Raw genomic sequence first — 19,664 nt, forward strand, 5'->3', positions numbered from 1 at the left:
CACCGTGCGACAGGTCCGGCGTAAGCGGCGCGAGCCGTCGCCGAGCCGAGCTCCTGGGGGACAGGCCGTGAACCGCTGCCCCGCACCCGCTCGTCGACTCAGTGAACGGAGCGAGGTCGCAGGATGTGCCGGAGTCCATCCTGGTCGGATCCATTGTGCAGTAAGCGCTTTCCCTTCCTCTCTGGAGACTTTCATGCACGACGACCGCCGACGCATCGAGGAGCGCGTCCAGCGCCTTCACGACCAGCGCATCAAGGCAGCGATCTACGCGGCCACCGTGCCTCTCGAAGTCGAGGCCTGGCAGGCACCGGGGGAGCCCGTCTCCTTCGAAGAGGCCGGGGCGGCCCCGTACGAGCCCTTCGCCATGGACACCCCGTGGGGGCCGCCCTGGGGCACGACCTGGTTCCGGATGCGCGGGAAGGTGCCGGCGAAATGGGCCGCCAAGCGCGTCGAGGCCGTCATCGACCTCGGTTTCGTCGGCGGCTGGCCGGGCAACCAGGCCGAGGCGCTCGTCCATCTCACGGACGGCACCCCGCTGAAGGCCGTCAACCCGTTCAACCAGTACGTGGCGATCGCCGACCCCGCGACCGGCGGTGAGCGGATCGACTACCTGGTGGAGGCCGCTTCCAATCCGGACATCCTCGCCGACGACTTCGCGAGGACCACACCGCTCGGTGACATCCTCACCGCCGGCGACAAACCGCTCTACACCTTCCGGCGCGCCGACATCGCCGTCCTCGATGAGGAAGTCTGGCACCTCGACCTGGACATCCAGGTGCTGCGCGAGCTGATGCTGGAGCTGGGCGAGCACGACCCGCGCCGCCACGAGATCACACACACTCTCGACCGAGCCCTGGACCTGCTGGACCTGGACGACGTCTGCGGCACGGCGGCGGACGTACGGGACGCGCTGCGGCCGTCCCTGTCGAAGCCCGCGAACGCCAGCGCCCACGTCATCTCCGGTGTCGGCCACGCCCACATCGACTCCGCCTGGCTCTGGCCGATCCGCGAGACCAAGCGCAAGACGGTCCGCACCTTCTCGAACGTCACCTCGCTCGCCGGCGAATACGACGACTTCATCTTCGCCTGCTCACAGGCCCAGCAGTACGAGTGGGTGCGCGACAACCACCCGAAGGTGTGGGCCCGCATCCAGGAGTCTGTCGAGAAGGGCCAGTGGGCGCCGGTCGGCGGCATGTGGGTCGAGGCCGACGGCAACCTGCCCGGCGGCGAGGCCGTCGCCCGCCAGCTCATCCACGGCAAGCGGTTCTTCATCGAGCACTTCGGGATCGAGACCAAGGGCGTCTGGCTGCCGGACTCCTTCGGTTACACCGCGGCCTACCCGCAGCTCGCCAAGCTCGCGGGCAACGAGTGGTTCCTGACCCAGAAGATCTCCTGGAACCAGACCAACAAGTTCCCGCACCACACCTTCTGGTGGGAGGGCATCGACGGCACGCGGATCTTCACCCACTTCCCGCCGGTCGACACCTACAACGCCCGCTTCAGCGGGGTGGAGATGGCCCGCGCCACGCGCAACTACCGGGAGAAGGGAGCCGCCACGCGCTCACTGGCCCCCTTCGGCTGGGGCGACGGCGGCGGCGGCCCCACCCGCGAGATCATGGAACGGGCTCGCAGGCTCGCCGACCTGGAAGGCTCGCCCAAAGTGGTTGTCGAGCATCCCGACGACTTCTTCGCCAAGGCCCGCGAGGAGTACCCCGACGCCCCGGTCTGGGTCGGCGAGCTCTATCTGGAGCTGCACCGCGCCACCTACACGTCGCAGGCCCGCACCAAGCAGGGCAACCGCAGGAGCGAACACAGACTCCGCGAGGCCGAGTTGTGGGCGACGACGGCCGCGCTCCACGTGCCGGGCTACGCCTACCCGTACGGGCGCCTCGACCGGCTCTGGAAGACGGTCCTGCTCCACCAGTTCCACGACATCCTGCCGGGATCGTCGATCGCCTGGGTGCACCGGGAGGCCGAGGCCGAGTACGCGCGCGTGGCGAGGGAGGTCGAGGACCTGACGGCCGAGGCGGTCACCGCGCTCGGAGCAGGTGCCCCACGCGTCTTCAACACCAGTCCGGTCGAGCGCCGGGAGGTCGTTCGGACCGCCGACGGCTCCCTGGCCCACACCGTCGTCCCGGCGAACGGCAGCGCACCGCTCGGCGCCGGTGAGGGACCCCTGCCGGTGACGGTCGCCGGCCGCGTCCTGGACAACGGCCTGGTCCGAGTGGAGGTCGCCGAGGACGGCACCCTGGCCTCCGTACGTGATCTGCGCTCCGGCGGCCGCGAGGTCCTGGCCGACAAGGGCAACCTGCTCCGTCTGCACACCGATCTCCCGAACCACTGGGACGCCTGGGACGTCGACAAGCACTACAGGAACCGCTACACGGACCTGCTGGACACGGACTCCGTGACAGCGGTCGAGGAGCACTCGCTGCTCGGGGCGATCCGCGTGGAGCGCTCCTTCGGGAGGGGGTCGAGTATCGTCCAGACGATCACACTCCGCGCCGGCAGCCCCCGGATCGACTTCGAGACGGACATCGACTGGCACGAGGCGGAGAAGTTCCTCAAGGCGGGCTTCCCGGTCGACATCCGGGCGGCCCACTCGTCAGCCGAGATCGCCTTCGGCCACATCCAGCGCCCGACGCACACCAACACAAGCTGGGAGTCGGCCCGCTTCGAGGTCTCCGGCCACCGCTGGGTCCACATCGGCGAACCGGGCTACGGCGTCGCGCTCATCAACGACTCCACCTACGGCCACGACGTCTCCCGCACGGTCCGCGAGGACGGCGGTACGACCACCACGGTCCGCCTCAGCCTCGTCCGTGCTCCGCGCATCCCGGACCCGGAGGCCGACCAGGGCAGGCACCGCTTCACGTACGCGCTGCTGCCCGGTGCCACGATCGAGGAAGCGGTCGCGGAGGGCTACGCGCTCAACCTGCCGCTACGGCTGGCCAACGCGGCGGGCGCCCCCGAACCGGTGGTGTCCGTGGCAGGAAACGGGGTGACCATCGAAGCAGTCAAACTGGCCGACGACTCCTCGGGCGATGTCGTCGTACGCCTTTACGAGTCCCGCGGCGGACGCGCCGAGGGCGTCCTGCGCACGGGCTTCCCCCTCGCCGGCGCGCGGATCACCGACCTCCTGGAGCGCCCGCTGACGACGACGGACACGGACGGCAACAGCGTCCCCGTCGCCCTCCGCCCCTTCGAGATCCAGACGCTGCGGTTGGCCGTGCGGGAAGAGTGAAGGGGCCAGGGGCGAAGCCGCCCTGTCGGGCCGCGGAGTCGAGGTGGGTATGCGGGCGGATGGCCGGCTGTCCCTCACGCCAGAACATTGACACTTCCGGGCGTCGAGAACGCGGCACCGGCTCCGTCCCAGGGGTACCAGTTATCGGAACGGACCGCGCGACGAAGAAGGAGTACCCCGTGACGATTGAGCGGATGGACAACGTAGGCGTCGTCGTCGACGACCTGGAGGCTGCCGTCGCCTTCTTCACCGAGCTGGGCATGGAGCTGGAAGGCGAAGCGCAGATCGAGGGAACCTGGGCAGACCAGACGGTCGGCCTCGACGGGGTCCGCAGCGCCATCGCGATGATGCGCACCCCGGACGGCCACGGCAAGCTGGAGCTGACGATGTTCCACACCCCCGCGGCGATCACTGCCGGACCGCTCAACCCGCCACCCAACACCCTGGGCCTGCACCGGGTCATGTTCGCCGTCGACGACATCGACGACACGATCACCCGCCTGCGCCGCCATGGCGCCGAACTTCTCGGCGAGGTGGCGCAGTACGAGAACATCTACCGACTCTGCAACCTCCGCGGTCCCTCGGGAATCATCGTCGCTCTGGCCGAACGGATCGGCTAGGTTCTGTCTCTTCGGTCAGCGTCCACTCGTACGACGGCTGCGTTCCGAGCGTGGTGACCACATTGGACCTGCGGCGCGAGCACGCCACGCCGGGTCCACCTCCCTCAGCGCGGTGCCGTGGTGGCCCAGGCGTCGTCGTCCAGGGCGAGGTACGGGTCGGTCTCCGCGCGTGGCGGCATGACCGGAACGTCGTCCCTGGTCCGCAACGCGGCGGCGGCCGCCAGATGGCCGAGGCGCAGCCGTGAGCGTTCGTCGCGGTTCTCCAGGACGCCGGCCAGGTAACCGGCCGCGAACGCGTCACCCGCGCCGACCGGTTCGACCACCTTGGTGGGCAGTGAGGGTACGAACGTCCGCGACCCGTGGGCGTACGAGGCCGCTCCGTGCTCGGCGTCCTTCACGACCACGAGGGGTACGGGATCGAACAGGGCTGCGATGTCGTCCGGACGGGCGGTGCCCCACAGCTCCTCGGCCTCGTCCCGTCCCACGAACACCATGTCCGCGGCCCGGGCGAACGCCAGCAGCCTCCGCGCGGCTGCCGCGCCGTCGCGCCAGAGTGCGGGGCGGTGGTTCACGTCGAAGGAGACGACCGGGCCGCGCAGGTCGCGGCCTTCCCGTCCGAAGAGCAGCGCCTCCACGAGGCCGGCGCAACTGTCGGAGATGGCCGCGGCAACGCCCGACAGATGCACGATGCGTGCCCGGCGGAGTACGGGCTGCCGGGCCAGCTCCGGTCCCATCCGGGTCGCGGCCGAGCCGCCGCGGTAGTAGTGCGTGCGAGTGCGGCCCGGACCGGGGTCCTTGAAGTAGACGCCGGTCGGCCGGTCCGGATCGGCTTCGACGGCGCTCACGTCCACGCCGCGCGCGGTGAGTTCGGCCAGGATGCGGCGGGCGAACGGATCGTCGCCCAGGCGGCTCAGCCAGGCGGCGCGGTGCCCGAGCCCCGCCAGCCCGCAGGCGACGTTGGATTCGGCGCCGCCGATGGCCAAGCTGAGCACGGGCTGCTCGGCGAGCGGGCGGGCGTCCGGCGGGCTGAGGACGGCCATCGTCTCGCCGACGCACACGATGTCGGCCACCGGCACCTGGCTGTCGGCGGCGTGGGGAGGGGACGGCAAGGGCACTGAGTTCTCCTGGCGGACGGTGCGGGCGGCGGACTAGGTCACGTAGTGCAGGGTGCGCAGGCACAGCGCGGAGGCGCCCCGCGTGGCGGGCGGGCCCGTACACGAAGGCCCGCACCGCGTCACAACTCGGCGGCCTCGGCGGCCTCGGTGGCCTCGGTGGCCTCGGCGGTGAGGCGCAGCATGACCTTGCTGCTCCCGCTCCTCGGGTCGGCGGCGACGGCGAGCGCCTCCTCTGCCCGGTCCAGCGGGAAGCGGTGTGTGATCAGCGGGGTCACGTCCAGGCCGTCCCCCAGTGCGCGCAGTGCGTCGTCGATCTCCTCGACGAAGCGGTACGAGCCGACCCAGGTGATCTCCCGGGTCACCAGGTCTCCGAGAGCGGCGGCCGCGGCCGTACCGGGCAGATTGCCCACCTGGACGAGCGTGCCTCCTCGGGCCGTGGCCCGCAGCACCGGCCCGAGCGCGGCCGGGGCGCCGGACGCCTCGAAGACCACCTCCACATCCTCGGGCAACCCCTCGCCGGCGGCGAGGTCGCACGTTGCGTCGGCCCCCATGGCTCGGGCGACAGCGAGGGAGGACGACGTCAGGTCGGCGGCGACGACCCGGCCCGCACCGCGATACCGTGCGGCGGCGACGACCAGGGAGCCGATCGGCCCGCAGCCGTTGACCAGGACCGTACGGCCGCGCAGTTCCGGGGCCCGGCCCACGGCGTGCAGCGCCACGGCCAATGGTTCGGCCAGAGCGCCTTGTTCGGTGCCGACACCGTCGGGTATGGGGCGGATCTGGGCTGCGGGGACCGCCCGGTACTCGCTGAACCCGCCGTCGGTGTGCGGGACGAAGGCCGCCGAGCCGAAGTAGCGGACGTTCGGGTGGAGATTGGTCCGTCCGGCGATCCGGTCGGGAAGGACACCGTCACCGACCGGTCGGGCCGGGTGCACGGTGACCGGCTGCCCTTCGCGGAGGCCGGTGACCCCGCTGCCGAGCGCGGCGATCCGACCCGCGAACTCGTGTCCGAGCACGAGGGGGTGTGCCAGCGAAGCGGTGCCGGACGCGCCCTTCTCCCAGTACGCGATGTCGGATCCGCAGATGCCGCCCCATTCCAGGGCCAGTATCACCTCGCCCGTGCCCGGCACCGGCCGGTCCCGTTCCTCGACGCGTACGTCGCCGGGACCGTGCACCACTACCGCCCTCATACGGCGTCCTCCAGCCGGACCAGGTCGCGTCCGCGTGTCTCGGGCGCGAGGAACGCGCTGACGAAGGTGATGAGCGAATAGACGATGAGCATCGCCGCGATGGGCCACCAACTGCCGGTGACGGTCGTGAGGGTGGCCGCGAGTACCGGGCCGATCGCCGTGGCGAGGATGCCGCCGATCTCCTTGGCGAGTGCGAGCTGGGTGAACCGGTTGCGGGAACCGAAGAGTTCGGCCATCGTGACGCTTTCGAGCGAGAACAGACCGAGGACGCCGACATTCAAACCGAGGACCATGCCGATCATCACGCCCGGGGTGGAGCCGGAGGTGACGAGGAGCATCACCGGGAAGGCGAGGGCGACGGTCAGCAGCGACAGCGCGAGGTAGACCGTGCGGCGTCCGAAACGGTCACCGAGCAGGCCGATCACCGGCACGGTGGCGAATCCCACCAGTGAGCCGTACACGATCGCGTCTGTCGGGACGGACCGGCCGACCGCCAGATTGGTGGCGATGTAGCCGACCAGGAACGTCTGGATCAGCCCGGAGTTGCCGGCCTGGCCGAAGCGCAGCCCCAGCGCGAGGAAGAACGCCTTGCCCTTGCGCTGGCGAATACCGGCTGCCAGGACACCGCCCTCGTGCTTGTCCGCCGTGGCGATCGCGGACTCGGCCTCGTCGCGGGCCAGTGCCACACCGTCGACCACGTCGGGGCGCTCCTCGAAGACCGGGCTCTCCTTCAGACTGCGGCGCAGCCAGACCGCGAAGATCATCAGCGCGAAGCTCAGCAGGAAGGGCAACCGCCAGCCCCAGGCGAGCAGTTGATCCTCGCTGAGCACGGCGAGCAGAACGGCCCACAGGCCGGAGGCGGCGAGCGTTCCGGAGTTCGTGCCGAGCGACACCAGCGAGGAGATGAGACCGCGCTTCCGTACGGGCGCGTACTCGGTCAGCATCACGGTGGCCCCGGCGATCTCGGCACCCGCGCCGAAGCCCTGCACCAGGCGCAGCACGACGAGAAGCACCGGCGCGAGGAGGCCGATGGTGGCGTACGTGGGCAGGGCGCCGATGAGGGTGGTGGAGGCGCCCATCAGCAGGATCGTGAGGTACAGGACCTTCTTGCGGCCGATCCGGTCGCCCATCCGCCCGAAGTAGACGGCGCCGGCGAGCCGGGCGACGTACCCGACGCCGTACGTGGCCATCGCGGCGATCAGCCCGATGGCCGGGCTGACGTCCGGAAAGAAGATCTTGTTGAAGACGATCGCGGCGGCCAGCGAGTAGAGCTGGAAGTCCATGAACTCCATGGCCGTGCCGAGCCAGCCCGAGACGGCGGCCCGGGTCAGATCGCGTGTGGTGCGCTGGGCGGATGGCGCCTGCTGAGCGGCTATGACGCTGTCCTTCATCTTGAACTCCGTTGTTCGGGGAAATGGAGTGCGGCTCAGATGCCCCGGCCTGAGAGGCGTTGGGCTGACGGGTGCCGACGGGGCTTCAGATTTCGACACGTCCGGCACGCAGAGCGGGGAGCCGGTCCGCGACGGCGGTGGTGAGCGCGTCGTCGTCCGCCAGGTCCGCCGCGCCGAGCACGCGCAGCAGCGCGCGTACGGTTTCGGCGGGGCGGGCCGTGGCCCGCCAACAGGTGGTCAGCGCCTCGGCGACGGGATCGGCGGGTGCGTCGGCCGTGCCGGTGCTGTGCGCCCAGGCGGCGAGGGCGAGTTCGAGGACCGGGGTGCTCGTGCCCCGGGCCCGCAGTTCGCGCAGGGCCGGCAGCCAGCGCTCCGTGATCTTCAGTGATCCGTCGGAGCCGATCTGCCGCAGCAGGTGGTGCATGGCGGGGTTGCGGAAACGTACGACGAGGTCGTCGGCGTACGCGGCCGGACCGGGGCCGCCGGCCGGGAGGGTGGGCGCGATCTCCGCGCACAGCGCCCGGACGAGGCGCTCGCCCCAGCCCGTCGCCATGGCCTCGGCGATCGTGGTGAGCCCCGCGGCCCTGCCGAGGTAGGCCAGGGCCGAGTGGGAGCCGTTGAGCAGCCGGAGCTTGGTGAGCTGGTAGGGCGTGACATCGGGGACGAACAGGGCGCCGTCGAACTCCCAGGGCGGCCGGGGAGCGGCGAAGGAATCCGCCAGCACCCACTGACGGTAGGGCTCACCGGTCACGGGCAGGGCGTCGAACACCCCGAGCGCGGCGCCGGCCGCCGCCCGGTCGGCCTCGCTCGTCGCGGGCACGATCCGGTCCACGACCGTCCCGGGGAAGGAGACGGCCTCGGCCATCCGGTCCAGGATCTCCGCACGGTCCGGCCAGGCGGACGCACGGACGAAGTCGTGTACCACGCCGCCCAGCGCGGCGCCGTTGTCCGCCATGTTGTCGCAGGACACAACGCTGACCGGGGGCGCGCCCGCGCGCATCCGGGCGGCCAGTCCGGCGGCCAGGCGTCCGACCACCGTGGTGAGGTGTCCGTCGGGGGCAGCCGTGAGGTCGCCGGCGACAGACCCCGCCGTGGTGTCCAGCCCGCCCGTAGACGGGGAGCGGTGGTAACCCTTCTCCGTCACGGTCACCGTCACCACCGTCACCTCGGGGTCGGCGAGCAGGGCGTCGACGGCCTTGGCATCGGGTCCCATGGCCAGTGCGCCGACGACGGCACCGACGACGCGGGTGCGGTGTCCGTCCGGACGGCGTTCGGTGAGCGAATACAGACAGTCCTGGTCCCGCAGTGCTCGTACGGTCCCGGCCGACCGGGGCGCGACCGCGGTGATGCCCCAGGGTTCGCCGGACCGGGCGGCGGCGTGCTCGGTGAACACCGCCTGATGTGCTCGGTGGAAGGCGCCGAGACCGAAGTGGACGACCCGGGTGCGCAGTTCGGCGGGGTCGATCACGGGCCGCAGCTCGGGCGAGAGCCGGGGGAGCACCGTGCGGTCGAGTCGGGAGAGGGCGTCGGCGCTCACCAGTCGTGCACCGACCCGTCGAGTCGGCGGGCCACCGGGAGGTAGCGCCGTCGGTAGGGGAAGCGCTCTGCCGCCTTCTCGTCGTACTCGACGCCGAGACCCGGCTCCTCGGAGGGGCGCAGCATGCCGTCGGCGAAGGTGACCCCCGTGCGGAACACCTCGGCTGTCTCGTCGCAGTGGCCCATGTGTTCCTGGATGCCGAAGTTCGGCACGGCGATGTCGACGTGCACGGCGGCCGCCATGCTGACGGGGGAGAGGTCGGTCGCCCCGTGGGACCCGGTCCGTACCTGGTAGAGCGCGGCGAGGTCGAAGATCCGCCGCAGATGCGTGATGCCGCCCGCGTGGACGACGGTGGTGCGGACGTAGTCGATGAGCTGTTCTGTGATCAGGTGCTGGACGTCCCAGATCGAGTTCATCACCTCGCCGACCGCGATCGGTGTCGTGGTGTGCCGGCGGATGAGCCGGAACGACTCCTGGTTCTCGGCCGGGGTCGGGTCCTCCATCCAGAACAGGCGGCAGCCCTCGACGCTCTTGCCGAAACGGGCCGCCTCGATCGGGGTCAGCCGGTGGTGCACGTCGTGGAGGAGGTGGAAGCCGAAGCCGAAACGTTCCCGCACCGCTTCCAGATAGGTGGGCGCGAAGCCCAGATAGGCCTCGGTGTCCCAGGGCTGTTCGTCGGGCAGCTCGGTCGCGGCCGGCTCGTAGACCTTGCCCTTGCGCACGCCGTACGTGCCGCCGACGCCGGGCACGGCGGCCTGGGCCCGTACCGCCTGGTAACCCAGTTCCAGATGGCGCTCGACGTCGGCCAGCAGCGAGGGGGTGTCGGTGCCGCTGGCGTGCGAGTAGACCAGTACGCCGTCGCGCGACCGGCCGCCGAGGAGCTGGTAGACGGGCAGCCCAGCGGTCTTGCCCTTGATGTCCCACAGCGCGGTGTCGACGGCGGCGATCGCGGTCATGGTGACCGGCCCGCGCCGCCAGTAGGCACCCTTGTAGAGGTACTGCCACATGTCCTCGACACGGGCGGGGTCCCTGCCGATCAGCAGCGGAACCACGTGGTCGCGCAGGTAGCTCGCGACGGCCAGCTCACGACCGTTGAGCGTGGCGTCACCGAGCCCGGTCACTCCGTCCGAGGTGGTGATGCGCAAAGTGACGAAGGTCCGGCCGGGAGAGGCGACGAACACCTCGACGCGTTCGATCTTGCTCACAGGTACTCCTTGGTCGCGAAGTACTTGTATACAAGCATCCGTCGCGGAGCATGGCAATACTTGTCCCGTCGGTCTACGTACGATGTGCACATGCCTCAAACGAACGGGCGGACGAGTCGGCGCGACATCTACCTGAAGTTGCGTCAGATGGTCCTGACCCTCAAACTCGCCCCGGGTGCGGCTCTCTCGGAGAACGAACTCGCCGCGTCGCTGGGCGTCAGCCGCACGCCCGTGCGGGAGAGTCTGATCCTGCTGGCTCAGGAGGGCCTGGTGCAGGTCTTCCCGAAGATCGGGTCGTTCGTGTCGCGGGTGGATCCGGCGCAGGTCGCGGACGCGCAGTTCCTCCGGGAGGCGGTGGAGCTCGCATCGCTCCACGACCTCCCCGAGCGGCTCGACCCCGCAGTCGTCGAGGACCTGCGGGCCAACCTGAACCGCCAGAAGTGCGCCGACCTCGACCTGGAGGAGTTCTTCGAACTGGACGAGGCGTTCCATCAGGGCCTGATGCGGCTGAGTGGACACGGCAATGTGTGGACCACCGTCGCCGCGGCCAAGGGCCACCTGGACCGGGCCCGGCGCCTCGGCCTCCATGAGAACGTGTCCCCGGCCGCGTTCGCCGCCCAGCACCACGAGATCTTCGAGGCGATCCTCGGCGGGGACGTCCCGCTCGCCCACACGGCCATGCGCACCCACCTGAGGGCCGTCTTCAGCGACATCGAACGTATCCGCGCACACTCGCCCGAACTCTTCGCCGGCGACACCTCGACGGTGCCCGTGCGACGTAACGTCGTGGTCTGGGAATGACCCCACCGGCTGCCCGGACCCCGGCCGACGAGTGAGGCCTGTGCCGTCGAACGGTTGGCGCGACCCTGCGCCGGGGGCCGCGAGCAGCCCTCCTGTCTGCGGGAGCAGTGGGCCGGGCTACTGCCTCTCCTGCGGCCGGGAGTGCGGCGTCCGCGTGGGGAAGAGCGGAGGAGGTCAGCTCTGGGCGGTGGGTCGCACGACGATCGTAGATCGTCGAGAGGCGAGACCGTGCCGACTCCGGCGTTGCTGACGAGTACGTCGAGTCGGCCGAATCGCTCACCGGCCAGCGCGACCAGGTCGTGCAGGTCCTCCCGCCGGGTCACGTCGGTGCGGATATGTACGGCTGTGCCGCCCGCCTTCTCGATCCGGGCCACCAGTTCCGCCAGGCGCTCTGACCGGCGCGCACCGAGGACCAGTCGCGCACCGCGTTCGGCCAGCAGTCGCGCGGTCGCCTCGCCGATGCCGCTGCTGGCTCCCGTGATGGCCACGACCTTGCCCTTGATTCCGGACATGAACTCGTCCTCTCCGTCCTTGACGCCGGGGCTGGGGTACTGAGCGGCAGCAGATCCTGGTGGGGCGCAGGGAAGCTGTTGCGCACTCGGAGGCCGGGCGCCGGTGCCTGCCCCAGACCGGCCGCCGCCGGACCCCGGGCCTTCGCCGGGAGGAACTGGCACTGCTGGCCGGGATCAGCGCCACCTGGTACTCGTACCTGGAGCAGGGGCGGGAGATCCGCGCCTCCGAACAAGTGCTCAACGCCCTCGCCGCGGCGCTGCGGCTCGACCGTCACGAGCGCGATCACCTGCTCCAGCTTGCCGGTCACGTGCCCGCGGCCCAAGCCGAGGAACGCGAGCCGCTGACGGCCGAGCGGCATCCGCGACAGGGAGCGGTCGATTATGCCTACACCGCTTTTCACCTGGCCGAACAACCGGAGCAGACGCAGGTGGTCTATTTCGACAGTGGTGAACTGCCCGCCGGGGCGTAGAGCCGTGACCTTCGCCCACCTTCGCTACCGCGTGGCGCGCTGGCCGGTGCGTCGCGGAGCGACTCCCCTCATGAAGGAGCGCCCGCGGAGCGCGGAGCCGAGCCTGGCGGGAGCGGATGCTGGAGGCGGGCTGCGCCTGCCCCTCGGCCCGCTTCTGATCTCGCGGCGTCGTCTGGTCCGTCTGACGGAGAAGTTGGCCGATCCGCGGCAGGCCGCCACCCCGCTGCGTGAGGCGGGAGCACTCGTGGCCAGTCCACGCGCCAGAACGACCCGGCCGACCACGATCGCCACCGACGGGACATGCCACCTGTCGAAGGTGGGTGGTGACCCGGCTCATGGGACCGACGCAGGTCACGGCCTTCCTGCGCAAAGGAACCGAAACAGCCTGTCAGCGCCTGCGTTTGAAGCGGGAGAAGAAGAACCCCTTCGGCTTCTCGGGCTTCTCGGGGGCAGGCTGGTGGAGGGCTTTGACATCGTGGCGGTCTTCCTCGACCAGCCGCACGAGTTCCTCGGCGACTTCGGCCGCTTCCGCGTGCCGGTTCAGCGTGGGGAGCAGGTCACCGAGCACACGGAGCGCCCGGATCAGTTGCTGTCGCCACCCGTCCGGATTCGCCGTGGAGTACCTACGGACGATTCCGATCGCCTCGGTGGCGGCGGTGTGCGCCTCGTCCAGCCGGCCGACGGCCACCAAGGCCTTGGCCATGGTGGGCAGAGCATTGGCCAAGTACGGCTCAACACCCCCGGGGTTGGTATCGCCTAGCCGTCGGAAGATCGCCACCGCCTCCTCGGAGTTGGCCAGGGCATGCTCGTTACAGTGCAGATGCAACAGGACTCCGCACTGACTGGCCAGCGTCACGGCCAACTGCATCGCCGCCTCGGCGGAATCCTCACGGCGCAGGAGGGCAATGGCCGCGTCGAAGTCGTCCCTCGCCTCGGCGACCAGGCCGCGGGCATTGCCCAGGCTGTTCAACGCCCGGGCCAAGGGGACCTCGTACTGCGGCCTGCCCTGCTCCGCCAGACTCCGATACGTCGCGGCCGACTCGGTCAAGACCGCGATCGCCTCCGGCTGGGACCCGCACTCGTTCAGGGCGCTGCCGAGGTTCTTCAGCGCACCCGCAAGGTCGGCGGTGAACTCGTGGCTCTTGTCGCTGTAGATCCGCGTGATCTTGATCGAATGCTCGAGCACGGGGATGGCCTCGGCCGGCCGGCCCCAGTCGATGAGCATGCCGCCCAGGTTGCTCAGGGCCAGTGCCAGATGGTTGATTTTGGCGGGTTCCGCCACGGCCAGTTGGCGGCATACGGCGATTCCCTGCCGCAGTAGGGTCACAGCCTCCTCGCGCAGACCTTGGCTCCACAATGCCAAGCCACGGTTGACCAGCGATACCCCCTCGGCCTCCAGCATGTCCGACGTGTGCACGGAAATCGCCTCCTCAACCGCAGATTCGACTCAGCTCGACTTGTCATGCACGGCCCGGAAGCAGCTTCTCAGCGGCCACAGCACCAGCCGACGAACGATGGCCGGCGTGCGACCGCCGAAACCTCCGGACCCTCAGTCACCTGTTTCCATGACTGCAGCACCGCCGGCATTGTTCAGCAGCTACTTCTACCGACGTGAACAATTCCCCCGACGGGTGCAGGCCAGGGGTTGGTAACTGATGGTCAGTGTGGGCAGGGCCGTGTGTCTCGCCAGTAGCGGATGCAGGTGGCGGTGAAGTGGAGTGTGGCCGGGAGCCATTGGGGGAGATCGCGCTGCTGCTGAGCCGTTACGCACTCGGACGTGCCGCGCTGCACCGGACGGTCGACCCCGCTCGCCAGCGCCGCCGCTGCTTCACTCGCCGATGTGCCGATGCCGGTGGCGGCACCCGGTACGCCTACACCGCTCGAGCTGCGCAGTGGACGCTCATACGACCCGTGTACGACGCGGGCGACGATGCTGCGACCGCAAGCAGCCGTCGGCAGGCGAAGACGGCTGGTGGCGGCCGCGCGGCTGTCGGACGAGGCGGCGAAGGGCGTTTCCTGCGTTGTTTCGGGCGGTACCCCCATAGCTCCGCGCAGCCACTGGACGATCCGGCACCGGAAGGGGTGATGGCGTGCTGCCCAGACTCCAAGAACCTGTGCCCTCGGCACTTCGCTCCGCCTCTGCGGCCGCACCGCTGATGACGACTGCCGCATTCCGACGCCGGCTCCAGTGGGCCTGTTCATCGAAAGCCCAGCAGTGATCGCGGAGTAGGGGCGTGAGGAAGGCGGACGCGCTTCTAATGGAGTTCTTCGACGACCGAGGTCAAGTTCGCGCTCCAGAACTCCGGGATGGCGCGGGCACCGGGAAGCGCGCTGTCATAGAACATGCCGCATCTGATGATGCCCGCGGCGCGGGTGAACGAGATGTAACTCAGTCGTTCGTCGTACAGATCGTTGAACATCGATGCGGCGTAAAGGTGAGCTCCCTGGCAGGTGAAAGTAGCCGGGAGGCCGATCGTGCTGGCGATCAAGGGGCATGTCGCCTTGGCGGTGATCACCTTGCCCGTCATCTCTCCGAGGCGGGAGGGCATCAGGCGGAGGGCCACACGCGATACGTCCCGTTGGCGGGTGGCACGCACCCGTCGGGTCTGACGGTGGACGGAGTGAAGGGCCTGACCGAAGTCAGGCGCAGAGGAGGGCAGGGTGAGACGAAGCCCGGTTACCCGGTTGCCAGGCGCATGACGCTCGTGGTCCTGGCGCAGAGACAGTGGCACGAGGGCATGTACATCGGGACAGCGCGGGGTGGGCTCCAGGTAGGTCGTACGCCAGTGCTGAAGGGCCTGGGCGAGTGCCGCCAGGCATACGTCGTTGACGGTCACATCATGCGCCTGTGCCGCTTTGCGCGCGCACGCCTCGGGAACGTCTCGATAAGTCCACTGCGTCCGGTGTGTTGGGGGCTGGTGCAGGACGGGCCAGGTCTTCTTGGGGAACAGGGAGCGCGTGAGGGCCCATCCTTCACGGAGGGCACCCGAGGCTGTGGGAGCGGTGGCACGATGCGGGTGTGGGCCTGGCGTCGGTCGGTCCGCCAGGAGTGTCAGGAGCGTGTGTGCGGCGCCGGCTCCGTCTTGCAGGGCGTGGTGAACCCGGTAGCAGATGCGAAAGCGACACCGGTCGGAAGGGAGAAGCCACAGGTCCCAGGGTGGGTGGGGGGCGCTGGGCAAGGGCTGCCGGAGCACTGTGTTGGTGACACTCTCCAGGCCCTGTTCTGCTCCGGGCGGTTCGCTTCGGTGCACGTGGATTGCTTCGGAGAGTGTTTCGAGGTGCGGTTTCCACTGGTGCTTGCCGGACGTGGGAGGTGACAGGTTGAGCGTGGGCAGGCTGGACGCCCGCTGGATGACGCGGGCAGCGAGTTGTTCCGGTGGTGGGGCCGGTCCGTCGAGGTCCAGGACGAACCCGGTGATGGTGCCAAGGCGCAGGAAGAGGCGATCCAGTGGTCCACTGGTGTGGTGCGGGGTGGCGCTCACGCGGAAGTCTCCTGATGGGAGTGCGGCCTGACGACGCTTTCGGGGGGCGGGAGCGCGGGAGTAAGAACCTCGTCGTGGTGGGTTTCGTCGGCACGGTGTATGGCGGGTGTCTGGGTGTGTGCGGCTGAAGGCAGGCGGGTGGTGACGGCCTCCGCGGGATCGGTGCTGCGGTCCGCGGGGGGCGGGATGGCGATGGTGTGGTGAGCGTGGCGGAGTGTGGCGGGTCGGTGTGTGGCCATGATGATCGGGCGTGTCGCCGCGAGGTGTTGGAGGAGCTGAAGTACTTGCTGTTCGCTTGTGTGATCGAGCTGTGAGGTTGGCTCGTCCAGCAGGAAGAGGTTGGCACCAGTGAGAAGCGCACGGGCTAGTGACAGGCGTTGTTGCTGGCCGCCGGACAGTGCCTGCCCCCGGCCCAGCAGCGTGTCCAGGCCGTAGGGGAGTCGTTGGACGACTTCATGCAGTCCTACTGTCTTGAGCGCTTCCCAGAGGTCGTCGTCTGAGGTGCTGTCAGGACTGCCCAATCGCAGGTTCTGCCGAACGGTGCCTTCCAGGACGGTGGTGCGCTGCTCCACGTAGGCGATTCGGCGGCGCAGGGACGAGAGCTGCCATGATCCGACCTCTTGTCCCAGGACGCGGATATGTCCCGCGTCGGGTTCCGAGAATCGGCTGATCAGGGAGAAGACCGTCGATTTGCCGGCTCCTGTAGGGCCGGTGAGGGCAGTCAGGCCGGTCGCCGGGACGGTGAAGGACAAACCGTCGAGCACGGGCCGACCGGTGCCTGGATATGTGAAGGTGACGTTTCGGAAGACCACGGCGTGACGTACTGGTAGAGGGGCCGGACGCGGCTTCGTGCGGGGTTGCTCCTGCTCGGTCTGGAGAGCGAGCAGCGTCTCGAGACGAGCACGGGCAGCCAGACCTGTCCGCAGGTGGGCGATGCCGAGGGCGGTGACTGTTACCGGGGAAGGGAGGAACAGCAGGAGGAAGAGAAAAGCGCTGAAGGTGACCAGTGACATGCCGCCTGAGGTGATGCGGTGTGTTGCTGTGACGGTGACTGTAACCAGTGCGACTTGCTGCCCCAGTCCCACCAAGGGGCCGATGAGCGCTTGCAGGCGCGCGGCGGTGACGGAGGCGGAGCTCAGATCGCTCGCCGCGTGGCTGATGGTTCGGGTGGCTCGCGCCTCGCAGCGGTATGCCTTGATGGTGGTCAGCGCCACGAGCTGTGAGAGGAAGCGCTGGCTGAGGTCTGCAAGGGCGGCCTGCTGGTCAGAGGCCGCGCGCCGCGTGCGGGCCAGGACGCCGACCAATGGCGCGCCGGCGAGGACGAATGCCGCGGACGCCAGCAGGGTGAGCACCGGATCGACGGCCACCATGGCTGCGAGGGTGGCGATGGTCCCGAGTCCTGCCGCTGGGAGGTGCACTACAGCGGTCTCTGCCCAGGCGCGTACCTGAGCGGCGTCGGAGGTGATGCGGGTGTGGAGGTCACCGCTGCCGCAGGCCCGGACCGCGGGCATGGGAAGGCGCAGGATGTGGTCCGTCACGTGGCGTCGCAGGTTGAGCAGCAGGCGTTCCCCGACCCGGGCGAGCAGCCATCCGCAACCTGCCTGGCCCAGCGCTGTGGCCAGGGTCAGGGCGGTCAGCATGAGGAGCGGACGTGTGACCGGGCTTTGCTCGATCAGGGCTCGTGTTACGTCCTGGACCAGCCACGGCAGGGTCAGTCCTGCCGCGGTCGAGGACCAGGCGAGGGTGACAGCACAAACCCAAGGGAAACGGTGGCTTTTCAACAGTTCGGACAGGCGTAGTTGCGGCTTCCGTCCCGCAGCCCGCCGGCGCTGCGGGAAGCGGACGCTCATGCGCGTGTTCCCGGTGGTTCGGCCGGCGCTCCACGGCCGGTGCTGAAGTCCCAGCCCAGTGCGGCGGTCAGGCGGTGCGGGAGGTGGCGCATGCCCCAGACTGCGGCTTTGTACCGCCAGGACGGGATGCTGACCAGTCGGCCTTGGGACAGGTCGCGCAGGGCGTCACTGGCGACCTGGTCGGCGCTCAGCCACATCCATGCCGGTAGGTGGTCGGTGCCCATACCAGCCCGGGTGTGGAACGCCGTTCGGGTGTAGCCGGGGAGGACGGCCATGAGGTGAACACCGCTGCGTCGGACCGTCGCCGAGCGTGCGATGGATTCGGTGAAGGAGAGCACCCAGGATTTGCTGGCCGGGTAGGTGCTGGCCAGCCAAGCGGGTCCGCAGGCAGCCACGGAGGTCACGTTGACGACCGCGCCGGTATTGCGACGCAGCATGCCCGGAAGGGCCGCATGGGTGGTGCGCATGACGGCAACGACGTTCAGGCGCACCTGAGCCTCTTCGGCCGCCGCGTTCGTGAAGGGGAAGGCACCCCCGAGCCCCATGCCCGCGCTGTTGATCAGGAGATCCGGCGTCCGGCTCTCCAGAGCTGCCGTGACCCGGTTGATGCCGGTGTCAGTGACCAGGTCGGCGGCCAGTACCCGTACCTGTCGTCCAGAACGTCGCAGCGCGGCAGCGGTCGGGTCGAGGCTGGCGGTGGTGCGAGCCACCAGCGTCAGGTCATAGCCCTGGGCGGCCAGTTGCCCGGCGAAGGCGCGGCCGATCCCGGAGCTGGCTCCGGTGATGAAGGCGGTGGGCACGGCTCACACCGGCTGGGGGACGTCATCCGGCGTGTACTTCACGGCTGTGCCGTACAGGTCCAGCAGGCCGGTGAACGACTCCTGGCGCAAGCCGGGCTTCCATAGTTCCACGGCCATCTCGCCGTGGTAGAGGAGTGGCCAGCGTACGAAGCGGCGGTGGTCGTCGGGGTCGTGCACGGCGGCGGAGCGGGTGATGGTCGTGCGGGCTACCTCCATGGTCAGGTCGGTGCCGCAGCCGAAGCCGTAGGGGAACTGTTGCCGGTCCGGCTCGATGGTCTCGATGACCGAATCGTCGCTCCCGGTGACGCCCACGTGCGCGTGGATGCCGGCCCGGATCATCGGAACCAGTCGTTCCCCGTTCGGGTCGAACCGCCATCGTCCTGCGTCGTCGCGGCTCACGCGCACCTTGGGTACTGCTTCCATCAGCGCGCAGATTTCCCATGTCTCCACGGATGGTTGCAGCGGGAGTGTGTCGTGTGGGGCCAGGACGCGCAGGCGCTGTCCGTTGACAAGGTGAGGGTCGACGGCCACGATCTGCTCGCGCGTCAGGGCACGTTTGTCGACGTCCCAGCTACCGGAGCCGGTGACCATCAGGCAGTCGAGGTCGGGGTCGTACGCGAAGAGCATTCCTTCGCTGTAGCCGCGGACTCCCATGTAGAGCTCGTACATGTCTGCCAGTTGGGGGGAGACGAAATCCGCGACGCGCACCGGTGCGGTCAGCAGGCCCAGTTCTCCCATGCGGCGGCCGGCGGAGGCGATTGCCTCTGGAGTGGGGCTTGCCTGCCAGGCATCGGTGGGCAATGCGTCGCGGACGATGTCGTAGTGCTCGCCGACCTCTGTGGCGCAGGCGGCGGTGACCAGGCGGTCGCGCATGCGGTCGGCCACGTTGCGGTGCTCGGTGGGGTGGCCGCCCTCCATGGTGCACAACGTCGCCTCAGTGACCTGCCGAGGGGCGCTGCCGCGGGTGACGAACAGCACCTTGGCGGCTCCGAAGCGGCCCATGGCCGTGCGTGCGGCGGCGACTACCTCGGGGTGCGGCAAGCAACTGAGCCGTTCGGGCACTTCGACGACTGCCACCACATGCCGGGGTGTCCGACGTAGCTGGTGGCGTTGGCGAAGTGTGGCGCTCAGGGGCGGGTACCGCTCAGGAATGCGCTCATGCAGCGGCTGAGGACCGTCGGGAATGTGCCCGCACATCAGCAGCAGATCTACGTCGCCGTGCGAGCGGTCGACCACGCTGTGGCCCTGGAATTCGAAGGAAGCCGTCAAATGCTCCACGAACGCCTCGACCGCCGTCTGCTGTCCGGCCGGCACGTCGTCGATGACTTGCACCGTGCACGGACGCCACCACTGACACATCGACAGGTCGGCGCAGGACTCGACAGGTGGGGACATGCTCACAGAAACCGTCCAGGACGTCAGCGGGAAAGATGCCAGCGAAGCGCGA

The 19,664-nt window shown here is 69.4% G+C and carries 14 protein-coding genes and 2 pseudogenes; 4 read left to right on the plus strand and 12 right to left on the minus strand.

Features of this window, described 5'->3' with window-relative positions; genetic code table 11:
* Nucleotides 1-193 precede the first annotated feature (193 nt).
* Nucleotides 194-3,244: an alpha-mannosidase gene (locus tag B1H29_RS35930; protein WP_055420015.1), complete on the plus strand. Its 3,051-nt coding sequence runs from the start codon at nt 194-196 to the stop codon at nt 3,242-3,244.
* 179 nt (nt 3,245-3,423) lie between these two features.
* Entirely contained in the window at nt 3,424-3,864 is a 441-nt protein-coding gene (locus B1H29_RS35935) for a VOC family protein (RefSeq protein WP_234393104.1), read from the plus strand.
* A 104-nt stretch (nt 3,865-3,968) separates the two neighbouring features.
* Here the strand turns inward: B1H29_RS35935 and B1H29_RS35940 are convergent, their stop codons facing one another.
* From B1H29_RS35940 to manD, 5 genes are all read right to left on the minus strand, one after another.
* Nucleotides 3,969-4,979 (minus strand): sugar kinase, encoded by a 1,011-nt coding sequence (locus tag B1H29_RS35940; RefSeq protein ID WP_234393103.1) that lies wholly within the window; start codon nt 4,977-4,979, stop codon nt 3,969-3,971.
* A gap of 119 nt (nt 4,980-5,098) precedes the next feature.
* Complete coding sequence (locus B1H29_RS35945) at nt 5,099-6,169, minus strand: L-idonate 5-dehydrogenase (protein WP_055420013.1); 1,071 nt, start codon at nt 6,167-6,169, stop codon at nt 5,099-5,101.
* The gene (locus tag B1H29_RS35950) at nt 6,166-7,560 is read right to left on the minus strand and encodes an MFS transporter (protein WP_055420012.1); all 1,395 of its coding nucleotides are present in this window, start codon (nt 7,558-7,560) and stop codon (nt 6,166-6,168) included. The genes B1H29_RS35945 and B1H29_RS35950 overlap by 4 nt, the downstream gene beginning before the upstream one ends.
* 85 nt (nt 7,561-7,645) lie before the next feature.
* A complete protein-coding gene (locus B1H29_RS35955) occupies nt 7,646-9,097 on the minus strand; it encodes a mannitol dehydrogenase family protein (protein ID WP_055420011.1) in 1,452 nt (483 codons plus the stop codon).
* Nucleotides 9,094-10,302, minus strand: coding sequence for a D-mannonate dehydratase ManD (gene manD, locus B1H29_RS35960; protein WP_055420010.1), 1,209 nt, complete (start codon nt 10,300-10,302; stop codon nt 9,094-9,096). The genes B1H29_RS35955 and manD overlap by 4 nt, the downstream gene beginning before the upstream one ends.
* Nucleotides 10,303-10,392: 90 nt before the next feature.
* Here manD and B1H29_RS35965 point away from each other — a divergent pair, with 90 nt between their 5' ends.
* Nucleotides 10,393-11,103 (plus strand): GntR family transcriptional regulator, encoded by a 711-nt coding sequence (locus B1H29_RS35965; RefSeq protein ID WP_055420009.1) that lies wholly within the window; start codon nt 10,393-10,395, stop codon nt 11,101-11,103.
* Between the two features lie 203 nt (nt 11,104-11,306).
* Here the strand turns inward: B1H29_RS35965 and B1H29_RS35970 are convergent.
* Nucleotides 11,307-11,615: pseudogene (locus B1H29_RS35970) on the minus strand (SDR family oxidoreductase); the annotation flags it as partial.
* 59 nt (nt 11,616-11,674) lie between these two features.
* On the opposite strand from B1H29_RS35970, the gene B1H29_RS35975 reads away from it, so the two are divergent.
* On the plus strand, nt 11,675-12,085 hold the full coding sequence (locus tag B1H29_RS35975; protein ID WP_055420008.1) for a helix-turn-helix domain-containing protein: 411 nt from the start codon (nt 11,675-11,677) through the stop codon (nt 12,083-12,085).
* Between the two features lie 388 nt (nt 12,086-12,473).
* Here the strand turns inward: B1H29_RS35975 and B1H29_RS35980 are convergent, their stop codons facing one another.
* The 6 genes and pseudogenes from B1H29_RS35980 to B1H29_RS36000 form a co-directional block, all read right to left on the minus strand.
* On the minus strand, nt 12,474-13,502 hold the full coding sequence (locus B1H29_RS35980; RefSeq protein WP_055420007.1) for a tetratricopeptide repeat protein: 1,029 nt from the start codon (nt 13,500-13,502) through the stop codon (nt 12,474-12,476).
* An 838-nt stretch (nt 13,503-14,340) separates the two neighbouring features.
* The gene (locus tag B1H29_RS39730) at nt 14,341-14,922 is read right to left on the minus strand and encodes a hypothetical protein (RefSeq protein ID WP_234393102.1); all 582 of its coding nucleotides are present in this window, start codon (nt 14,920-14,922) and stop codon (nt 14,341-14,343) included.
* 147 nt (nt 14,923-15,069) lie between these two features.
* A pseudogene (locus tag B1H29_RS40290) lies at nt 15,070-15,567 on the minus strand (wax ester/triacylglycerol synthase domain-containing protein); the annotation flags it as partial.
* A complete protein-coding gene (locus B1H29_RS35990; RefSeq protein ID WP_079160659.1) occupies nt 15,564-17,417 on the minus strand; it encodes an ABC transporter ATP-binding protein in 1,854 nt (617 codons plus the stop codon). The gene B1H29_RS35990 and the pseudogene B1H29_RS40290, both read right to left, overlap by 4 nt.
* Nucleotides 17,414-18,217 (minus strand): SDR family NAD(P)-dependent oxidoreductase, encoded by an 804-nt coding sequence (locus B1H29_RS35995; RefSeq protein WP_055420004.1) that lies wholly within the window; start codon nt 18,215-18,217, stop codon nt 17,414-17,416. Before B1H29_RS35995 ends, B1H29_RS35990 begins: the two co-directional genes overlap by 4 nt.
* A gap of 3 nt (nt 18,218-18,220) precedes the next feature.
* Entirely contained in the window at nt 18,221-19,549 is a 1,329-nt protein-coding gene (locus B1H29_RS36000; protein ID WP_055420847.1) for a hypothetical protein, read from the minus strand.
* Nucleotides 19,550-19,664: the final 115 nt, after the last annotated feature.

The organism is Streptomyces pactum (assembly GCF_002005225.1).
GTDB lineage: Bacteria > Actinomycetota > Actinomycetes > Streptomycetales > Streptomycetaceae > Streptomyces > Streptomyces pactum_A.